At 49.5% G+C, this 18,867-nt stretch carries 12 protein-coding genes and 1 pseudogene; 12 read left to right on the top strand and 1 reads right to left on the bottom strand.

All coding sequences use genetic code 11. From position 1 onward, the window contains the following. Nucleotides 1-76 precede the first annotated feature (76 nt). The 11 genes and pseudogenes from bfr (ACSHSR_RS16220) (at nt 77) to ACSHSR_RS16170 (ending at nt 15,407) form a co-directional block, all read left to right on the top strand. Nucleotides 77-550 (top strand): bacterioferritin, encoded by a 474-nt coding sequence (bfr, locus tag ACSHSR_RS16220; protein ID WP_479630940.1) that lies wholly within the window; start codon nt 77-79, stop codon nt 548-550. A 10-nt stretch (nt 551-560) separates the two neighbouring features. Next, a complete protein-coding gene (gene bfr / locus ACSHSR_RS16215) occupies nt 561-1,028 on the top strand; it encodes a bacterioferritin (protein ID WP_025011865.1) in 468 nt (155 codons plus the stop codon). Between the two features lie 248 nt (nt 1,029-1,276). Further along, entirely contained in the window at nt 1,277-3,283 is a 2,007-nt protein-coding gene (locus ACSHSR_RS16210) for a methyl-accepting chemotaxis protein (protein WP_479630939.1), read from the top strand. Nucleotides 3,284-3,437: 154 nt separating this feature from the next. After that, a complete protein-coding gene (gene dinB, locus ACSHSR_RS16205; protein WP_479630938.1) occupies nt 3,438-4,514 on the top strand; it encodes a DNA polymerase IV in 1,077 nt (358 codons plus the stop codon). A 582-nt stretch (nt 4,515-5,096) separates the two neighbouring features. Then, on the top strand, nt 5,097-7,415 hold the full coding sequence (locus tag ACSHSR_RS16200; protein ID WP_479630937.1) for an FG-GAP-like repeat-containing protein: 2,319 nt from the start codon (nt 5,097-5,099) through the stop codon (nt 7,413-7,415). A 164-nt stretch (nt 7,416-7,579) separates the two neighbouring features. Continuing rightward, entirely contained in the window at nt 7,580-10,858 is a 3,279-nt protein-coding gene (locus ACSHSR_RS16195; protein WP_479630936.1) for a hypothetical protein, read from the top strand. 71 nt (nt 10,859-10,929) lie between these two features. Continuing rightward, a complete protein-coding gene (locus tag ACSHSR_RS16190; protein ID WP_479630935.1) occupies nt 10,930-12,537 on the top strand; it encodes an RHS repeat domain-containing protein in 1,608 nt (535 codons plus the stop codon). An 8-nt stretch (nt 12,538-12,545) separates the two neighbouring features. Beyond that, a complete protein-coding gene (locus ACSHSR_RS16185; protein WP_345869950.1) occupies nt 12,546-13,241 on the top strand; it encodes a hypothetical protein in 696 nt (231 codons plus the stop codon). Between the two features lie 48 nt (nt 13,242-13,289). Then, nucleotides 13,290-13,748: a DUF2846 domain-containing protein gene (locus ACSHSR_RS16180; RefSeq protein ID WP_025011861.1), complete on the top strand. Its 459-nt coding sequence runs from the start codon at nt 13,290-13,292 to the stop codon at nt 13,746-13,748. 197 nt (nt 13,749-13,945) lie between these two features. After that, nucleotides 13,946-14,186 (top strand): annotated as a pseudogene (locus ACSHSR_RS16175) (transposase); the annotation flags it as partial. 195 nt (nt 14,187-14,381) lie between these two features. After that, on the top strand, nt 14,382-15,407 hold the full coding sequence (locus ACSHSR_RS16170) for a transposase (protein ID WP_479630934.1): 1,026 nt from the start codon (nt 14,382-14,384) through the stop codon (nt 15,405-15,407). Nucleotides 15,408-15,728: 321 nt separating this feature from the next. Here the strand turns inward: ACSHSR_RS16170 and ACSHSR_RS16165 are convergent, their stop codons facing one another. Beyond that, nucleotides 15,729-16,631: a DMT family transporter gene (locus tag ACSHSR_RS16165; RefSeq protein ID WP_045283647.1), complete on the bottom strand. Its 903-nt coding sequence runs from the start codon at nt 16,629-16,631 to the stop codon at nt 15,729-15,731. A 300-nt stretch (nt 16,632-16,931) separates the two neighbouring features. On the opposite strand from ACSHSR_RS16165, the gene dnaK reads away from it, so the two are divergent. Further along, a complete protein-coding gene (gene dnaK, locus ACSHSR_RS16160; protein ID WP_101058999.1) occupies nt 16,932-18,845 on the top strand; it encodes a molecular chaperone DnaK in 1,914 nt (637 codons plus the stop codon). Nucleotides 18,846-18,867 lie beyond the last annotated feature (22 nt).

Below are 18,867 nucleotides of genomic sequence, written 5' to 3'. Positions count from 1 at the left end.
TGTAATGCGTCCCGCTTTGGGCTAGGCTGGAAACATTGACTTGGATCAAGTTTAATCAAAGCTAAAGGACGAGATAATGAAAGGTCATCCCAAAGTGGTGTCCCAGCTCAACAAGGTGTTGACCTGTGAGCTGACAGCCATCAATCAGTACTTCCTTCATGCCCGCATGTTCAAGAACTGGGGCCTGGAAGGACTCAACCACAAAGCCTACAAGAAATCGATTCAGGATATGAAGCACGCCGACAAGCTTATCGAGCGGGTGTTGTTTCTCGAAGGCCTGCCCAACTTGCAACAGTTGGACAAATTACGCATAGGTGAACACAGCGAAGAGATGCTGGCCTGTGACAAACAGATGCTGGAAGAGCAACTGACAGTGCTGCGAGATGCCATTGCCCTGTGTGAGACTGAGCGTGATTATGTCAGTCGCGATATCCTCGAGGATCTGCTGGAAGATGAAGAGGAACACCTGGATTGGCTGGAAGCTCAGTTTGAGCTGATAAGCCTGACCGGACTGGCTAACTATCTGCAGCCACAGATTGAGAAAGAATAAGGAGACAGGTATGAAAGGCCATCAGCAAGTCATAGATGTGCTCAACAAGCTGCTGACCGGGGAGCTGTCGGCAATGGATCAGTACTTTGTGCATGCTCATATGTATGAAGACTGGGGGCTGAATGAGCTCTATGAGCGGATCAAGCATGAGTCGGACGATGAAAGAGAGCATGCCGCCAAGTTGATTGCACGGATCCTGTTTCTGGAAGGCACTCCGGATGTTGCCAGTCGCGACGCCCTCACCATAGGCAAGAATGTGCAGGAGATGCTGCACAACGACTTGCAATATGAATATAAGGTTGCCGCCAACTTGAGAGAAGCCATCACCCTGTGTGAGCAACTCAAGGACTATCAGAGCCGGGAGTTGTTGGAGCTATTGCTGGAAGAAACCGAAGACGATCACATGTATTGGCTGGAGAAACAGCTGGGCCTTATCGACAAGGTTGGGTTACAGAATTACATCCAGTCCAAGATGTAACGGTATCAAAGCCGTCACGACAGGAGCCGCTATTGCGGCTCTTTTGCTATCTGGTGTTGCATTGAGCCTGAATTAAATTTGAATGCACTTGAGTTGGGCAATAAGGCACTGAATTGCTTCGGTTTGGTGCAGGGGATTGTTTACATAGAAAATTATATTGTTTCTTGTCATTTAGTATTCAAAATTGTTAACAGATTCTGATACATTGCCGGTTTCCTTAAATAAAAATATAACAAATAGGACTCGCAATGGAGCAGATAAGACGTTCTCTCAGTTTGCAACTTGTATTGGCTATCGTCGGTGCCCTGGCGCTGTTGTTGTCTATAGTGGCCGCCGTGATGGTCAAGAGCAGCAGCGACGATACCCGTGCCCGCATAGATCAGGACATATCGGCGTTGATCACCCTCAAGGCCAATGAAATCGGCAATTACTTCTACGCCAAGGGGCAGATTATTCACTCTGTCTTTGCTAACCCTGCCATCAATAACTGGTTTGCCAAATACCATAGCCGTGGCTCGGATCTCAGCCTCGATCCCGGCTATCAACAGCTGGTGGATTACTTCCAATTTTTCTCCGAGCAGGACAAGGAGATCAAGTCGGTGTTCTTCGGCTCGGCCAATACCTTCGAGTACTTTGATCTCAATGGCCGTTACGATGGCGATCCCGACTACTACACCAACAAACGTCCCTGGTGGCAGGAGGCGATAGACAAAAATGGTTTGTTTGTCGGCGACCCGGCCGTGGATGCCAACGACGGCTCAATCTCGGCCACGGTCAAGACAGTAGTCAAGGATGCCAATGGTCGCCTGATAGGCATAGGCGGTATGGATATTCTCATCGATACCATAGGTAAAAACCTGCTGGCGCCAATCAAATACCGGGGCGAAGGCCAGGCATTTTTGATGACGGAGCAGGGAAAGCTGGTGTACTTCCCGGGTTTTAACCAGGGGTTTCCCGCCGGCTCTGATGCAGCCGTTATTGACAATCTCAGCGGCGACAATCAGGGTTTTAGTGAACTGAAACGTGAAATGCAAACCCGGGATGCCGGTATTGCCGAAGTCACTTATCAGGGAGAGTTGCAGCGGGTGAGCTACATTGCCATTCGCGGTGACTATCCCAAAGTGCGCTGGTATTTGGGGTTCATGTTGCCCAATGAAGTGTTTCAGGCACCTGTGAAGCAAAGCCTTTGGCAAACCAGCCTGGTCTCAGTGGGGATTATTTTACTGGTGGCGTTAACCGTTTTCCTGATGATGTTGCCGTTTCGGCGTAATCTCAATAGCCTGCTGCACACCATGGAAGATATCGCCGAGGGTGAGGGCGACTTGTCACGCCGCATTGAAATCAACCGTGTCGATGAACTTGGGCGTCTCGGCGCGGCATTCAACCTTTTTGCCGCCAAGGTGCAGAGTCTGTTGCTGGAAACCCGTGAGCTCAGTGGTCGGGTGGATAATGGTGTTGCCGCCGCGGCTGAAGTGTGTGACAACGCACTGGCCTCTGTCAGCGCCCAGAAACAGGAAATTGCCTCAGTGGCCACAGCCGCTACCGAAATGGCCCACACAAGCCAGGAGATGGCGACCAGCGCCCAACGAGCCGCCGAGTTTGCCGAGACGGCGTTGTTGCAGTCAAGAAACGGCGCAGATGTGGTGCAGCAGGCCAGTCAGGGAATGCACTCACTTTCTACTCAGGTCAACCAAGCCGCCGGGGTTATTCGAGCGCTCAGAAGCAGCTCAGAGGAGATAGGCGAGGTGCTCAGTGTGATCCGCGCCATTGCCGAGCAAACCAATCTGCTGGCACTCAACGCCGCCATTGAAGCGGCTCGCGCCGGCGAGCAGGGAAGGGGCTTTGCGGTTGTGGCCGATGAGGTGCGTACCCTGGCATCCCGCACTCAGGACTCCACGACCAATATTCAGGGTATTATCCAGACTTTGCAGCAACAGGCACAACAAGCCGAACAGGTGATGGAAGCCGGAGTCAGGGAGGCCAACCAGGGCCAAAGCCTGACTCTGGAAGTTGAGCGGGCACTGACAGAAATAACCGCGGCAGTGGATGCCATCCAGCTGCAAGCCATGGAGATCACTGCGGCGATAGGCCAGCAGGCTGTGGTGGCCGAAGAAGTGGCCTGCAACATTGAAAATGTTCGTGGCCGCTCCGATGAATCCCTGAGCGCCAGCGAAGAGCTGTCACATCAGATGCTGGCATTCCAACAGTTGGCCACGGCTCTGGGGCGCAACATAGGTCAGTTCCGCATCGATTAAGACGAGCTTTAAATCCATTAAGGAGAGCCTTGGCTCTCCTTTTTTGCTCTCGATTGATCTGCTTTTTCGTTATCCTGGCTTGTTAACTGTGTTTTTATACAGTACTCTGTTTGTGTCCGGCTCGACCGAGCCCTTTGAGATCCGGAAAGCAAGCTTGAGAAAGATCATACATATCGACATGGACTGCTATTTTGCCGCGGTGGAGATGCGTGATTTTCCAGAATATCGTGGCCGACCTCTGGCCGTCGGCGGCAGCAGTGACAGACGCGGGGTGATAAGCACCTGCAATTATGAGGCGCGTAAATTTGGCGTTCGCTCTGCCATGGCTTCGGCCTATGCGTTAAAGCTTTGCCCGGATCTGCTGCTGATCCCCGGGCGCATGCCTGTCTATAAGGAAGTCTCGGCAGAGATACGGGCCATCTTCGCCCGCTATACCTCACTGATTGAACCTCTGTCGCTGGATGAAGCCTACCTGGATGTATCCGATAGCTCACTATACCAAGGCTCGGCCACCCTCATTGCCGAGGCTATTCGCGCTGATATCCTGGCGGAAACCGGCCTGACGGCCTCGGCAGGTATCGCCCCGGTGAAGTTTCTCGCCAAGGTGGCATCGGATCTCAACAAGCCCAACGGCCAGTATGTGGTCACGCCACAGGCACTGCCCGAGTTTGTAAAAAACCTGCCGCTTATCAAGATCCCCGGCGTCGGTAAGGTCACCGCTCAGAAGCTGGCCGATATGGGGCTGCATACCTGCGCGGATGTACAAAAGGTGCCGCTGGCCAAGTTGCAACAGCGGTTTGGAAAGTTTGGTACCTTGCTTTATGAAAGGGCTCAGGGGATAGACGAGCGTGAACTGACCATCAACCGAGAGCGCAAGTCTGTTGGGGTAGAAACCACGCTGGCAGAGGATATTCATACCCTGGCCCAGTGTCGCCAGGTAATGCCACAGTTGGTGCAGGAGTTGGCCCGCCGTCTGGAGCGCGGAGCCAAAGACAGGCAAATTCATAAGCTGGTGGTCAAACTCAAGTTCAGTGACTTTAAACAGACCACTATAGAAACCCGCTCGAGTGAGTTATCTGTACGCCTGCTGGATGACTTGCTGACCCAGGCATTGCAAAGAGCCAACGGCCGAGGCATCCGTCTGCTGGGGGTGGCTGCCGGGCTGGTCAGCCAAGATGACAGCCTCTCACCGGCAGAGGAAGCTCTGCTGCAGTTGGACCTGGCTTTCTAATCCCCAATTGACGGTTTGCACTCAGCGAGGGGATAAACAAGCTCCATTTCTGTTCCATATGGGCTCTCTATAGCAGGTTTTCTGCGTATTCCGACTCACAAGCATAGCTGGCGATACCTTGCCACTGTCGCAGTGTAAGTCTTACTGTATATACGTAATTATAAGCTCGATACAAGCTTTCTGTTGAACCCCTGCGAATTTCAAATTCTAAAAAAACCAAAATCTATTTTTAATAGATTTCTATATTAGAGTGAATGGGCTCTACTTAGTTACGTTTTGAGATTTTTGTAATAAATTTTAAATCGATTTGATGTGGTGATGGTTTTATAAGAAGCATTTAACTTGCTTGATGGGAAATATTCTTTGAATTTTCGCGTTTTCTTGGTGAGTGTTTCTGTTTGTATCCTTCTTAACTCGTTGAGCTTTCTGAGTAATACCTGAAAATTGGTAGTGTAAAAGTTAATTATTTTAATGTTTGGTTTTTTGTGGTAGGTTGTTTGGATAACAAAAAGTTTGCTTTAAGTTGGCTTAACCCGTTTTTTTTGGGACTATTGATAATAATTAAAACATGGAGTGTTTTATATGAAGTACGGGCTCCCCATTTCCCTTTTTTTGCTCTCTATTGCTACCCAAAACAATGTATTTGCTTCATCCAGCGTCCCTTTAAGTGGCTCTTTTCGGGTTAGTGAGCAAGGTGCGGCAACATATACCATTCCCATAGATACTCCCGCAGCCAGAGGCAAGTTAAAGCCCGCCGTAGAGCTGAGTTATTCATCAGGTGGCGGAGAAACCATTATGGGATTGGGGTGGGGGCTTCAAGGGCTTTCCGCCATCAGCCGCTGCCCAAAAACCATTGAACAGGATGGCTATTTACAAGGTGTAGAGCTTACCAACAAGGACAGTTACTGCCTTGACGGTGCTCGTCTGGTTTTAACCGCCGGAACCCATAGTCTAAATGGCGCCGAGTACCGTAAGGAGCTGGATGATGCCTCTGTGGTGACTGTGATTGGCCAGGCGCCTGGCGGCGGTCCAGCGGCCTTCAAGGTTGAAACCAAATCGGGAGACACCTATTTCTATGGCGATGTGGATGAGGTTTCCGGGAAGCAGTTTCTGGATGTGAATGGCACCTCATCATCCGGAGATGGTTATCGGTCCGTATCTCAAAACAACAGTGATGTGATTTATCATTGGAGTCTGAAGGCCATTGAGGACTCCGTAGGTAACTACATTAGTTATCACTATGAAAACACCGCCGGTGAGCAATACCTGAAAAGCATCGATTATGCCGGGCACAGCAATGGTGAGGCTCCCTATAATCAGGTCAGATTTATCTACACCCCCCTCAGTTATCCTAAGTATGGTTATTCCTATGGCACCTCTGTTGCGATAAAGCAGCAACTGCAAAAGATTGAGGTGAGGCTGGATGACGAAGTCGACAAAACCTATTACCTGACGTATCACAAGGCGACTTCCAGTGATAAGCATGATTACCTTGAGCAGGTTAAAGCCTGTATTGGTCAAACCCAAACCGACTGCAGTACACCGATAACCTTTGAGTGGGACAGACAGGCGAGTGCATCTGCCGGCCCTGCTTATCAGCCCTTTTCCGGCAGACGGGCGTTGAGTATTCCGTCCGGTAACAACGACACTGCCAAGTTTTTTGATATGGACGGCGACGGTTTATCAGATATCGTTTATGTACGGGACGGGCGTTGGTACAAGCGTGGTATTCAGTCGGGTATTGAACAGGCGATGGCCTCAACCGGTGCCGGTAAGGCGGCTTATGCCCAAACCATAGACTATGATGGTGATGGCCAGCGAGACTTGCTGGTGGCCAACAGTGAAACCGCCAATTGGCAAATTCTGTCCTTTAAACCCTCCACCTATCAGCACACAGTGTGTGAGCCTAATGGCGGCGGTACTCAACTATGTGAGGATATTGAGCGTGTGGTGAATTACACGCTCAAGGATTTGGGGCTTAAGGCTATCGGGCTTGAAGGCAAGGCGCTGGTTGCCGATGTCAATGGTGATGCATTGGAGGACATCATCTTCATTGATGGTGGCGCCATCAAGTGGTATCGCAACTTGGGAAATGGAAGTTTTGCTGCGGCGCAAAGTCTTTATAGCTTCCCCAGTACTGAAGTTGGGCACAACACCAGCGTTCACCAGTGGCATTCCAGTCGAGGTTTTGGCAGCTCCTTTATGGATATCAACGGTGATGGACTCACCGACTTTATGTTGGAGGTTAGAGAGCGGGAAGCTGTGTGTATCTCCGGTAGCGGCAAAGTGATTTCTGGTGTGACCGAAAACGAATGCCAGATGGACATCAGAGGTACTTGGTCTGTCAGTGATTACGAGTATTGGAACCTTTATGTCTCTACTGGCTCCAGTTATCGCCGGCATCAAAAAATTTATCGTGGGCAGCACAATAATCTCAATATCGCCAATACCTTACGCAGTGCCGATTTCAATGGTGATGGCTTGTCGGATATTGCCTATGTCCATAATAATAAATGGTTTATTCAACTGTCAGATGGCAATGGTTTTTTGCCTCGAATCGATACGGGCGTTACCACTTCCGATACTCAGAAGTACAAAACCTATTTTATCGATATCGTGGGTGATGGTAGAGCTGAAATAGTGGTTCAGCATACCTCATCTCAGGCGTTGGTGTATCACTCCAACCCCGAGTTAACTTCATGGACCACTTATGGCGCAATCAATGACCTGTCCGATCAACCATTGAATTTCGCGGATATTGATGGTCGTGGAAAGCTGGATATTGTCTCTCTCAGTAACGGTCAATGGCAAAGGTTAACCCATAAGAGCCATGCATATCACAATACCATCAAGGGGATTACCGACGGATTTGGAGTCAAGACCAGGGTGACGCGCCGCTGACGGAAAAGTCTGCTGGCGAATACAGTGTCTATAAGACTCAGGTATCCAGTTATCTGGACAACAGTCGTAACTTCTCCCTTATTCCGCCGCAAAAAGTTGTTAAGCAAGTTGCCACTGAAACCGGGGATGGCAGCCAGGTTTCCGTTAACTATGAGTATGGCGGCTTGCTGATAAACCGTTTGGGGCGTGGCCCGGCCGGGTTTGAGTTATTACGCACCATAGACAATCAGACTCAGGTGGTGACCGAGACTATCTATCATCAGTTGTTCCCGCAAATAGGTTTGCCCCTGGCAACCAAACAAACCTATCAGGGAAAAACCTTGTACTCGGCAATCAATGAATACAGCTTTCAGCGAGGCAATGACGGCATTTATCGCCGGGTTGAAGAAAACGTAGTGGAGCGCACCTCGCAATATGGCAGCGATGGGGTGGTAAGGGAGTTAACGCAGACAAACACCCAGACTCAGTTCGACGACTGGGGAAATGCCATTGCCATTAAAGCGGATGTAACTGACCTTGAAGCCAATCAATTGGTTTCAAGGGGCGAGACGGTTAACCAGTATGACGGTCATGGTGGCGGCGAAGCCAAGGGGCGACTGAGTCATACCAGGGTGACTAAATCACGCTTTAATCAGCGAGAGCAGGTTCAGGCGATAGTGACCGGGAGCGCATTCAGCTATTACGATAACGGTTTGCTGATGAACTCAACGGTATCGCCAAATGACAATCGCTACAAATTGACTACCGGCAAAACCTATGACATTTACGGCAACACCCTGACCGAGCGGGTCACCGGAGGCGTAGATGCCGCCGGCAACACCCAGCAGTCGAGACAGATGAGCTATTTATTCGATGCCAGAGGGCGTCTGCTCAAGACAGTGACCAACGCGGCAGGCGACAGCAGCACCTATACCTACAATGGTCAGTCGGCAGACCAGGTAACGGGTAAAATCACTCAAATTACCGTGACTGATGCCAATGGTCGCAAACTGACCAAAGACCATGACAAGTGGGGAAGGCTGGTGCGGGAAGTCACTCCGGATGGTGTTCCAACAAGCTATCAGTATGCCACCTGTGATGCCGGGTGTTCACCTCTCAGTCATGGCCATTTGGTTACCACCAAGACCAAGGCCGGTGCGCCTCAATCCAAAGTCATCACAGATAAATATGGCCGTGAAGTCGGTAAGCAGAAGCAGGGTTTTGATGGGCAATGGATTGTTACTGCAACTAGCTACGATGCGCAGGGAAGGCCTGTCAGACAATATGAACCCGCTTTTGCCGGTATCAGTGCCTATTACACCGAAATAGAGTACGACCACTTTGGTCGGGTCATCAACCAAACCAATCCCAACGGCGGCGTTTCCAGTATTCAATATCTGGGATTTGAGACGCTGACGATAGACCCCAATGGCAAGCAAAAGCGTGCTATCTCCAATGCCATGGGTGAGCAATTTAAAGTTGTTGATGATATCGGCAACGAACTGGAGTTTGTCTATGATGCCAGTGGCAAGCTGGTGAAAAGTTTTATCACCTCAGCCTCGGGACAAGAGCTGCTGCGCACCGAGGCAAGCTATGATGCCTACGGCCGCAAAATCAGCACCAAGGACATTGATAAGGGACAGTGGCGCTACACTTATAACGCCTTTGGCGAAATGCTGTCACAGACCAATGGTAAATCCCAATCCAGCTTTATCTACTATGACATTCTAGGGCGTAAAGTCAGGCAAACTGAGCCAGATGGCACCTCTTGCTGGACCTATGGTAACAAAGGCAGCAAAACTGCCGGTTTACTTATTACGGAAACCCGTTTCGACACCGTTGTGTCCAATTGCTCTCAAACCGGCTGGGTACACAGCAAGCAGAGCGGGTATGACAGTGCCGGCCGGTTGGCCAGCAGCAAGACAAGCATAGCAGGTAGTAGCTATGAGCATCGCTTTAGCTATGACAGCCATGGCAGAGCGGCGACTCAGACATACCCCAATAACTTGCTGACGGTTGTCAACCACTACAACGCTCAGGGATACCTTTTCAAGCGTACCGACCAACAAACAGGTAAGGCATATCAAACTATCACCGAAATGAATGCCCGAGGTCAGGTGGAGCAGGTGCGTTATGGTAATGGTGCCCAGGAATCAACCGTTTTTGATGCAACCACTGGCTGGGTTAGCGGTATCAATTTGACCACTGCTGGAGTAACAGCCCATCAGCTTGACTATCGTTTTGATACCGTGGGTAACCTGGAGTACCGGCAGCACAGCCTGTCTTCGGCTCCGGCCACATTCAGCGAAAACTATCACTATGATGATTTGTATCGCTTGTATGAACGTACCGTCAGCATCCACTCCGGTGGTACGAGTCTGCCATCAGACTTTAAAGCCACCCATGAGATGCAATATGACGATTTGGGCAATATCACCTTTAAAACCGGTGTTGGTGATTACCGCTACGATAGCGCCAACCCCTATCGTCTGGCCTCCATTGCCAACACAAGTACAATTGCGGCCAGCAAATCCTGCCCGGCAGGTTATGCTTTCAACAGCAGCAAAACCAGTTGCCTCAAAACGGAGACAAGAGCGGCCACTGCGGTATGCCCTGTCGGCTATAGCTGGAATGGCAGCAACTGCCAGAAAGCCATCTCATCGCCTGCGACTCCTGTTTGTCAGGCAGGTTATTCCTGGAGTGGTAGTCAATGCCTTAAAACAGTATCCAGTCCGGCAACCGCCGTTTGTGCTGCGGGTTACAACTGGAATGGCAGTACCTGCCAGAAGACTGTGACATCACAGGCAACCGCAACCTGCTCAGCCGGATACACCTACAACAGCACTGCTAAACGCTGTGAGAAGAAGGTGGTTTCCAGTGCTGCCAAGACTTGTCCGGCTGGTTATAGCTATTCCAGTGCACAAGATAAGTGTACTCAAACCAGTACTACCTGGGCTAAATGGGTATGTACGGGAAGTGGTGGAGGAGGTAGAGACCCCAAGAGTACTATCCCTGAGTTCAGTACCCGTGCCCAAGTCTGTGATTGGAAATGCCCTTCGGGTTATAACAATGTGTGGCCTGGTGGAGAGCAGTGTAAGAAAACAGAGCTGGCGAATTATACCTATACCTGTCCAACAGGAAGTACGCTTTCAGGCTCCAGCTGCACCAAATTGCAAACCCAGAGTAATGGCTGGTCATGTCCCGCAGGCAGTACCCTGTCCGGCAGTAGCTGCAACAAAGTAGTGACCCAAAACAACACTTGGTCATGCCCGGCCGGCAGTACCTTATCGGGTAGTGTCTGTAACAAGAATTATACTGCAGCGCCTAGCTGGTCCTGTCCTGCTGGAACTGCGCTGTCAGGAACCAACTGCACAGGTACCCAGACAGCCCCAGTAGTTGGAGTTGCCCAAGTGGTTGGTCGGTTTCCGGTAGCAGTTGTCGCCGTCAGCTCAGTGCCGCAGTGATCTATTCCTGTCCGGCCAATGGTGTGCTCAATGGTTCAAGTTGCCTGATATCCGATGGGCCATCACATACCATGACCTATGACAATAATGGCAATATCACCCAGGATGGCAGTCGCCGTTTCACTTACAGTTCTTACGATTTGGTCACCAACATTACTCAAGGTGGGGAATCAACCCGCTTTAAGTATGATGCCAACCGGCAACGCTTCGAGCGTTACGACGTTAAAGTTGAAGCGGGAGTGACAAGCTATCTCACCACCTTATATGTCGGGGGGTATGAGAAAGTCACCCGTAGCGGCGGCAACAAACCGGCACTCACCGAGCAAAAATTGTATGTCGGCAATTTGGTGATAACCAAGCGTAGTAATAACACTGTTGACGAGTTTTACCTGCACAAAGATCATCAAGGCTCAACCACGACGATTACCAATAAGTCCGGTAATGTGGTGCAGCAGTTTACCTATGACCCTTGGGGTAAACAAACCGCCGCCTATAGCCATTCACTGTTGAATGATTATATCGCGCCAGCTGCATCCAAAGGTTATACCGGGCATGAAGGTATAGATAACCTGAATCTTATCCATATGAATGGGCGTATCTATGACCCCACCATAGGACGTTTCTTGCAGGCCGATCCGCATATCCAAGCGCCAACCAATACACAAAGCTATAACCGTTATAGTTATGTTTTGAATAACCCGATGAGTTATTCCGATCCGAGTGGGTTCTTCTTTAAGAAGATAGGAGAATTCTTCAAAAAATTCTGGAAACCGATTGTTGCCGTTATTGTGACTGTTGTTACATATGGCGCAGCATCGGGTTGGGTTGCTGGTTGGGGGGCTACTTGGGGGACAGCAGCAACTACAACCAGTGCCGCATCTTTGACAACAGCCGGAGCCGTCGCAACCGGTGCGATAGCGGGAGCAGCCGGAGGGTTTGCTGGAGGAGCGCTTGCAACCGGTAGTTTGAGAGGGGCACTAAAGGGGGCTTTTTCCGGAGCGATAGCCGGAGCAGCAGGAGGATACGCCAACTTTGGGAGTGTTGGTGGCTTTGGCGATGCATTCAACCGTATCGGTGTTGTTGCTTTGGGAGGATGTGCTGCAGGAGCCGCATCAGGTGGGAATTGTAGTCAAGGTGCTAAATTGGCGGTTATAGCTCAAGGCTTGAAAATTGCTATGGATAAGTACTCAGGATATGAATCATCATGGAATACCTCAAAGGAGAACGCTGTTATTAAGCTCGAGGGTACAGGTGTTGAAAATGCCAATGTTAGCAACACTGGAACGTCGGTAGAAGTCAAGGTAGGATCTGATGCTGTGAGGCGTGGGCTTGTGGGACGGGATGTGTCAACACTCAATGCAAAAGACCTTGAGGTATTGAAAAGCTCACTGGCTAAACCTCGAATGGACTTTTTTGACTGGTCACCAGCGGAAAACAGGGTGATATTTGACACTTCTAATGTGAATTACTGGATGTCGGAATATTCACCTGTACTACTATGGTCTTCAGAAAACGTCGGTGGTTTTAGAGCCTTTTCCGTATTCCACGATAAATGGATGGCTAAATGGAATATACAAAATAATCTTATCTTGGCGACAACAATTCCTCCCGCTATAGCCGCTCAGTATTATGCTTTGGGGCTAGAGAATCACCGTTATTATTTGACTAATCAGGAATGAGGGCCGTAATGCGAAATATATTTCTGACTATGTGTTTTCTTATGGGCTATTGGTTACAAGGATGTGCCTATTATGTCTATGATACTCATACCGCTTATGGCCTGAACAGGGTTGATACGGAGGAGTACTTAGGGCCAATAGATACCGGCTACGACTCTCCGATCACCAGCCCGGTACTTAGTTTTGATAATGGTGTGCAAGTTAAGTTCATGATCCCTGGTATATATAATCATCCACGAAAGAAAACGGGTATTGACTATCTGGATGATATTAACATAGAGATTTTTATAACATCACGAAAAGCAGGGATTTCTCTGGATGTACAAAATATGGTGTTGGACCAGTATCGAACCGGCAGAAAGACTCCCCTTCGATTCCTAGAGAAGAAACGTTACCCAAGTTTGGAGAAAGGGAAGGAAGGGGTATTGGTTTGTAGATATTCTGATACCGAAGAGGCTTTCTCTGATTTTTATCAAGGGGAGCGTATCGAGTTGCCCTATCGAGAGACTGGCTTAAGTCTGGTCAAAGTCGGAGTGCTAATAGTAGACCCTGATATACTCTGTGGTGAATTAGTTGCTATGAATATCAATTTTGTCGGAGATGATGGATACTTCACTATTAATCTGCCATTTATAGATGATTCAGGGAGAAAGGAGTATACGGTGTATTTTTATCCGGTGGGAATACGATACACTATGAAGTAAACCATTATGATTTAGTTTTAGGTAATTAGTTGTCTTTTGAGGTGTAGAATGAAATTTAAGCTGTTATTGATTTTTTGTGTGTCTATGCTGTTTGCTGGATGTGCTTCTGTACCTACTGAAAGTACTGAAGTTACAAATAAAGCTAAACAGTTTACTACTCCTTCTGATGGGCATGCCGGTCTGTATATATATCGGCATGGCAATCTAGGTGGAGCGCTGAAGAAAGATGTTTTTGTTGACGGTGACTGTATTGGCGAAACAGCCCCTAACATTTTCTTCTATCATGAAGTTAAGGGAGGGCAGAAGCACACAATATCCACGGAGTCTGAATTTTCTCCTAACGACTTAGTACTAGAGACAGAGACTGGCAGAAACTATTTCATAAAACAGTATATAAAACTCGGGGTTTTTGTTGGTGGTGCTGGTCTAGAGCATGTTGAAGATAAAAAAGGGAAGGAAGTTGTAACTAAGCTTGACATGGCAAAGAAAGGTCGATGTAGTAAATGATCGCTGAATAGCATGTATGTTAGTTAGGGCAGGAGGCTTATTTTAGCTGAATTTGATATGCTTATTCTAATGGCAGAGTGCTGGGAACATTTTTGTGCATTTTAATAAGTGAAAACAGGACAGCCAGATCTTTTTGATGTTTCGCACAGCCTTGACTAGGCTTTGAAATACCCATCAAAGCTCAGTCAAGGTTGGTTATGACCACAGCCCGTCGCCAGTTGATAGATGCTGAAAGTACGCCCTTTTACCACGTGATTAACCGTTGCGTCCGAAGGGCGTTTTTGTGTGGTGAAGATGCACTGTCGGGGCGCAGTTACGAACATAGGCGTGGCTGGATAGTGGATAAAATCAGGCAGTTGTCGTCAATATTCTGCATCGACGTTTGCGCTTATGCGGTCATGAGTAATCACTACCATTTGGTGCTCAAAATCGACCTTGCTACGCAACAATCGTTGTCGCCATTTGAAGTCATTGAGCGTTGGACAGGGCTCTTTAGTGGCAATCCTGTGGCGGCAAAGTTCCTCAAGGGCGATAGTCTCTCAGAAGGAAAACAGGACAGCCATATCTTTTTGATGTTTCGCCCAGGCTTGACTAGGCTTTGAAATACCCATCAAAGCTCAGTCGAGGTTGGTTATGACCACTGCCCGTCGTCAGTTGATAGATGCTGAAAGTACACCTTTCTACCACGTGATTAACCGTTGCGTCAGAAGGGCATTTTTGTGTGGTGAAGACGCTCTGTCGGGGCGCAGTTACGAACATAGACGTGGCTGGATAGTGGATAAAATCAGGCAGTTGTCGTCAGTATTCTGCATCGACGTTTGCGCTTATGCGGTCATGAGTAATCACTACCATTTGGTGCTCAAAATCGACCTTGCTGCACAACAAGCGTTGTCGCCATTTGAAGTCATTGAGCGTTGGACAATGCTCTTTAGTGGCAATCCTGTGGCGGCAAAGTTCCTCAAGGGCGATAGTCTCTCAGACGGTGAGCGAATACTGTTGGATACGCTGATTGGTGATTGGCAGGAACGCCTTGGCAGTATCAGTTGGTTTATGCGCTGTTTAAACGAAGATATCGCCCGCAAGGCCAATCGAGAAGATGGCTGCAAGGGCGTATTTTGGGAAGGACGCTTTAAGTCGCAGGCGCTGCTCGATGAACAGGCGCTGCTGGCCTGCATGATGTATGTGGATTTAAATCCCATTCGCGCCGGTATTGCAGATTCGCTGCAAGCTTCTGATTACACATCCATTCAGGAGCGCATAGAGGAAGTTGCTGAGCCTGCATCTGCCAACGCTTCAATTAAGCCACTGCTGAAATTTGACGGTGCAGCAACTACCGCCGAACAAAGCGGTATCCCGTTTCACTTTGCCGACTATCTGGAGCTGATTGATTGGACAGGCCGGGCGGTGCGGGAAGACAAGCGTGGCTTTATTGCCTGTTCCAGGCCCAAACTATTGCTTGAGCTTGGTATCAGTGACGATGCCTGGATAACTTCCGCCAAGGAGTTTCGCCGTCAGTACAGTAGCATGAGTGGCCGATGGGATGCGATGTGTGCCATGAAGGCCAAATATGGCGGTAAATGGTGCCGGGGTAAGCAACAAAGCCAAGCAATACACCCCTATTCACCTGTATTAGCGGAAAAGAATTTAGCCCAAATCTAATCTGACAACGGCACCCAAAATCGGGTAACTGTCAGATCAGGTCTGAGCTAGTACAGCTTAGGGTGTACAGCTTAGGGCAGCATAGAAATAGTTTCAGGCAGATAGCCCTGATGACTGAACTATCTTTTCCTCTTTTGCCCGTGGCTTTTTGTAGGGCTTAGCTAGATAAGGATGAGCTGGAGATAGATTCAAGCGACACAATTTCCCGCATCGCCTGCCAGCAAAAAGGCCAAGGTTTTGTTTTTATTAAACGCTGCTTCAACAACCGCTTCAACAACTGTATTTAATCAAATGTGGCTTGTTATCAAAGCCCGTTCCCCATCAAACAATGTTCACTTTCGGCGCCTTGGGTTTCAGTACTTTTTGTATCAAGAGGGCTGACAGGATAAGCCCCATGCCTACCAGAGTCGCCAGTGTGATGGTTTCTTTCAATATCAGCGCAATAAACACCATGGACAGGAGTGGCGTCAGAAACACCAGATTGGTGATGCTGGCGGCTCGTTCTGTGGTTCTCAGTGCCATCAGCCAGAGCACAAAGGTGACTCCCATTTCAAACAGGCCGACATAGACACCGGCACCGAGGGCTTGCCAATGCAAAGAGGGTAGGCTTTCGGTCGTCAGCAGGGTGATGGTTATCAGCGGCAGACTCACCAAAAAACTCAGCATCAGGCTGACAATGGCATCGCCCTTGTCTTTGGTATTAATGATCCAATATAGGCACCATAGCAGGGTGCTGGAGAGTGCCAGCAGTATGCCAAAGGGGTTTGCAAAGTCCATTGACAACAGATTGCCACCGGTGGCTATCACCAATACTCCAAAGTAACCTGTGACGGCCGCCAGCATGTCACTGCCCTGTAGTTTTTGCTGCAACATGGGGGCTGCCAACAGCGGCAGCAGTACCGCCCAGGTGTAGTTCAGCGACAGCGCCTGCTGCGCCGGCAGCAGATCATAGGCCTTGAACAGCACCAGATAATAAAGAAAGGGGTTCAGCAACCCTGTTTGCAGGTAAAACCAGGGGCGGGCGCAAAACTGTTGCTTTAATAATTTGAGTTTTCCCTGCCAGGCAAGAATAAGCCCCAGGCAGACGGACGAAGTGATGACGGCAACAAACACTAGTTGCAATGGCGAGAAGAAGCCAAGGGCGATTTTAAAGGCGGTCGCCACTGTGGACCATAGGAATACGGCGGCCATCCCGTAGATCAGGGCCAGCTGGGATTTTTTCACTCTAGACTTCTCTGCCAGTACAGCTATTTGGCGGCCAGGCTGGCCACCTCCGGAATAGACATCATTTTATTCAGCGTCGGTGAATAAAAAAAGATCCCGGTGCGGCGATGTGTAAAAAGATTGAGCAAAAGATCCATTTTTTTCTTCCTGGCCCTTGTAAAGCAATTTTACGCCCCTATATAGGGGGTAAGGCAAGATTGGGGGCCATCTACAACGGGCTTGAAAACAGCGAGTTTACCCCCATATCTGAAATCAGATAAACATATTCAGTTCGAAAGAAAAGATTTTTCGGAGGACCTCATGGGTAAAATTATTGGTATCGACTTAGGCACAACAAACTCTTGTGTAGCTGTCCTCGATGGTGACAAGGCTCGCGTATTGGAGAATGCCGAAGGCGATCGTACTACACCTTCTATCATCGCCTTCACTGAAGACGAGACACTGGTTGGTTCACCTGCAAAACGTCAGGCCGTGACCAACCCAGCCAACACTTTCTTTGCCATCAAGCGTTTGATTGGCCGTCGCTTCACTGACGATGAAGTTCAGCGCGACGTCAGCATCATGCCTTTCAAGATCATCAAGGCCGACAACGGCGACGCTTGGGTTGAAAGCCATGGCAAGAAGATGGCACCACCTCAGGTGTCTGCCGAAGTACTGAAAAAAATGAAGAAAACTGCTGAAGATTTCCTGGGTGAGCCAGTGACTGAAGCGGTAATCACAGTACCTGCTTACTTCAACGACTCTCAGCGTCAGGCCACCAAAGATGCCGGCCGTATCGCGGGTCTGGAAGTAAAACGTATCATCAACGAGCCAACTGCTGCGGCACTGGCCTATGGTATCGACAAGAAGCAGGGCGACAACATTGTTGCTGTATATGACCTGGGTGGTGGTACCTTCGATATCTCCATCATCGAAATCGACAGCAACGACGGCGACCAGACTTTCGAAGTACTGGCAACCAACGGTGATACTCACCTGGGTGGTGAAGACTTCGACAACCGTCTGATCAACTACCTGGCTGACGAATTCAAGAAAGAGCAAGGTCTGGATCTGCGTAACGACCCTCTGGCTATGCAGCGTCTGAAAGAAGCTGCCGAGAAGGCCAAGATTGAGCTGTCCAGCACCACTCAGACTGAGGTGAACCTGCCTTACATCACTGCTGATGCGACAGGTCCCAAGCACTTGGTGGTTAAGATCACCCGTGCCAAACTGGAATCTCTGGTTGAAGACCTGATCCAGCGCTCACTGGAGCCTCTGAAAGTGGCTCTGGCCGATGCCGACCTGTCAGTGTCTGACATCAATGAAGTGATCCTGGTGGGCGGTCAAACCCGTATGCCTAAGGTTCAGGAAGCGGTAACCAACTTCTTCGGCAAGGAACCACGTAAAGACGTGAACCCTGATGAAGCGGTAGCCGTAGGTGCTGCGATTCAAGGTGGTGTACTGGCCGGTGACGTGAAAGACGTACTGCTGCTGGACGTAACGCCTCTGTCTCTGGGTATTGAAACCATGGGCAGCGTAATGACCAAGCTGATTGAGAAGAACACCACTATTCCTACCAAGGCACAGCAGACCTTCTCTACAGCAGACGACAACCAGAGCGCAGTGACCATTCACGTGCTGCAGGGTGAGCGTAAGCAAGCCAGCGCCAACAAGTCACTGGGTCAGTTCAACCTGGAAGGTATTGAGCCTGCTCCACGCGGCATGCCACAGATTGAAGTGACTTTCGACATCGACGCCGACGGTATTCTGCACGTGTCTGCCAAAGACAAGAAGACAGGCAAAGAGCAGAACATCACCATCAAGGCCTCTTCCGGTCTGTCTGATGATGAAGTCGAGAAAATGGTCCGCGACGCCGAGGCTCATGCCGAGGAAGACAAGAAGTTTGAAGAGCTGGTCAGTGCCCGCAACCAGGCCGACGGTCTGGTACACGCCACCAAGAAACAGGTGGAAGAAGCCGGTGACGCTCTGGCCGCCGATGACAAGGCCAAGATCGAAGCCGCTATGGCCGCTGTAGAAACCGCCGCCAAGGGTAACGACAAAGAAGCCATCGATAAGACGACTCAAGAGCTGATCGAAGCTTCTGCCAAGCTGATGGAAATCGCTCAGGCCAAGGCACAACAGGCCCAAGGTCAAGGCGAAGCCCAGAGCAGCAATGCCCAGGCCGATGACGTTGTCGATGCCGAGTTCGAAGAGGTTAAAGACGACAAGAAGTAATTGGGTGGTAACACTCGATTAA

This window comes from Shewanella sp. VK101, assembly GCF_056497865.1.
Note: the sequence above shows the minus strand (reverse complement) of the source record. Positions and strands in the feature narration are given on the sequence as shown.

What these genes read in the sequence shown, in the direction of transcription:
- bfr (WP_479630940.1), top strand. Translation starts at nt 77, where the DNA reads ATGAAAGGTCATCCCAAAGTGGTGTCCCAGCTCAACAAGGTGTTGACC.
- bfr (WP_025011865.1), top strand. Translation starts at nt 561, where the DNA reads ATGAAAGGCCATCAGCAAGTCATAGATGTGCTCAACAAGCTGCTGACC.
- ACSHSR_RS16210 (WP_479630939.1), top strand. Translation starts at nt 1,277, where the DNA reads ATGGAGCAGATAAGACGTTCTCTCAGTTTGCAACTTGTATTGGCTATC.
- ACSHSR_RS16200 (WP_479630937.1), top strand. Translation starts at nt 5,097, where the DNA reads ATGAAGTACGGGCTCCCCATTTCCCTTTTTTTGCTCTCTATTGCTACC.
- ACSHSR_RS16190 (WP_479630935.1), top strand. Translation starts at nt 10,930, where the DNA reads ATGACCTATGACAATAATGGCAATATCACCCAGGATGGCAGTCGCCGT.
- ACSHSR_RS16185 (WP_345869950.1), top strand. Translation starts at nt 12,546, where the DNA reads ATGCGAAATATATTTCTGACTATGTGTTTTCTTATGGGCTATTGGTTA.
- ACSHSR_RS16180 (WP_025011861.1), top strand. Translation starts at nt 13,290, where the DNA reads ATGAAATTTAAGCTGTTATTGATTTTTTGTGTGTCTATGCTGTTTGCT.
- ACSHSR_RS16170 (WP_479630934.1), top strand. Translation starts at nt 14,382, where the DNA reads ATGACCACTGCCCGTCGTCAGTTGATAGATGCTGAAAGTACACCTTTC.
- dnaK (WP_101058999.1), top strand. Translation starts at nt 16,932, where the DNA reads ATGGGTAAAATTATTGGTATCGACTTAGGCACAACAAACTCTTGTGTA.